This is a genomic window from Paenibacillus sp. P4_A7 (assembly GCF_056402455.1).
In genome coordinates, this window is record NZ_JBFUHJ010000699.1 from 1 (window position 1) to 1,908 (window position 1,908).

The 1,908-nt window shown below is 37.7% G+C and carries 3 protein-coding genes; all 3 read left to right on the forward strand.

Features of this window, described 5'->3' with window-relative positions:
* Window positions 1-797, forward strand: a 797-nt coding sequence (locus AC1DWN_RS33085; protein ID WP_477563076.1) for a hypothetical protein, incomplete at its 5' end; no start/stop codon positions are given.
* A gap of 83 nt (window positions 798-880) precedes the next feature.
* A complete protein-coding gene (locus AC1DWN_RS33090; RefSeq protein ID WP_477563077.1) occupies window positions 881-1,423 on the forward strand; it encodes a VanZ family protein in 543 nt (180 codons plus the stop codon).
* Window positions 1,424-1,463: 40 nt separating this feature from the next.
* A partial coding sequence (locus AC1DWN_RS33095) for a response regulator transcription factor (protein ID WP_477563078.1) occupies window positions 1,464-1,908 on the forward strand: 445 nt, incomplete at its 3' end.

Here is a 1,908-nt window from a genome sequence, read left to right on the forward strand (position 1 = left end):
TTGAACAGCTTGAGCGCGCTCTCATGGTATTTGTTACAAATAAGTTTATTAGGAAGTTCATAACAAACACCAGGGATTTAGTTAAAGAGAAGCAGCTATTGCAATCAATGGCCTTCGACCATGAATCCGTACATTATTTAACCCTATTAATTATTGATGATCTAGAATCTAATATGAAATTTCAACGCTTACAATGCATCCAAATTTTCCTGAGAATATTGAAAAAACGTACATCTTCCGAGCCCTTTAGCAAGTTACAAATGAATAGCTTATTTTCTTTATATAAGCATGTCATTGGTTTCGGCAATGATGATTTGAAACAAGCCTTCACTGCAGCAATAAGTGGTCAGGAGCTTCAGCTTGATGATATTGAATGGTTAATCGAGCAATCGGAGCATGACGAGATTTTAGTTAATCTGCTGCTAAATTACCCTGTTAAAAATAATCTGATTACTAGCTGGGCACAAAACATGTTAGCTGAAAATAAACTTCAGAATCGAATGGCTGAAGTTATTGCTCTATTGATTGAAGTTGATCTGCCGGAATTAATCGACCCGATATCGACAGATAACGAAACCATTATGTGGGCAATTTATCACAGTCATTGCTCGAGAAACAAAAAGCGAAAGCTTATTTTAAAGTATATGAATTATGAAAACTATATGCCCGCACTTGAAGTGGCCAGTAAGCTTGGCATTGGAAAAATCTCAAATGAGCTGTTGAAGTATTATCAGTTAAAGCAGGAAAACAATCAGGCTGCGGTTCGTACGCTTACCCTCAATGATGTAGAAGTTTAAGAAAAACTTTATTTTTAACCCCATTTCTTTTTAAATAGTTTTCCTTATCCTAGAGTGAATGCATGGTTAGGAGGAATCTATGGATGAAGAAGTGGTTTTTTTTGCTGAAACATAAGAAAATGTTAACTGATATCAAAATCCAATTGCTTTTTACACTATATGTGTACGCGTTATTCAAAATTATTCTATTTAAGTTCGGCCCAATTAATATGAGATTTCTCTGGCAGCAGCTTAAGCTGAGTTTAGGGAACCCTGATTCTATCAGCAGGCAATTTCATAAAGGCAATCTGATTCCCTTTAAAGAAATATCCAGAACGATTCATGGTATATCGAGTCATGGCCTAATTAACTTGGTTGGGAATTTCGTGATATTCATACCGTTCGGTATTTTGCTTGGTTTAATGTTAAGAAACGGAAAAATCTCTTTTATTGGCGCGTTCACACTTTCGTTAGGTTTAAGTTTAATCTTGGAAAGCGCACAGGTCATATTCTCTATTGGAAGTTTTGATGTCGATGATCTCATACTCAACTCTAGTGGCGGCTTAATCGGTTTCATTATATTCAAATTAATCGCTCAGTTAGTAGCTACATCAAGAGTTATCCAAGCAAGAGGTAGGCCTATCTGATACAATTAAAGCCATACTAATGCGATACGGGGTGGAACGAATGAAGCCAATCACAATTCTGATAGCAGATGATGAGGCAGAGATTGCCGATCTAATTGAGCTGCATTTAAAAAAAGAGGGTTACTTCTGCATTAAAGTAGCTGATGGGCAAGAAGCTCTTTCAACTGTTCAGACACATTCCATTGATTTAGCAATTTTAGATATTATGATGCCTAAACTGAATGGCTATGAAGCAACAAGGCAGATTAGAGCTCAGCATCATCTGCCTATTATTTTTTTAAGTGCCAAATCGACTGACCTCGATAAGATTACAGGACTGGTAAGTGGAGCGGATGATTATGTGACCAAACCATTCAACCCGATGGAATTGGTTGCTCGTGTGAATGCTCAGTTGAGGCGTTCCACGGAGTTTAATCAACCCACGCAAACGAACAACCCTGCTTTGGAGGCGGGCGGACTTGTCATCAATCCCGAGGAACGCACAC

Excerpts from the sequence above, each read along its gene's own strand:
- AC1DWN_RS33090 (WP_477563077.1), top strand. The coding sequence starts at position 881 with ATGAAGAAGTGGTTTTTTTTGCTGAAACATAAGAAAATGTTAACTGAT.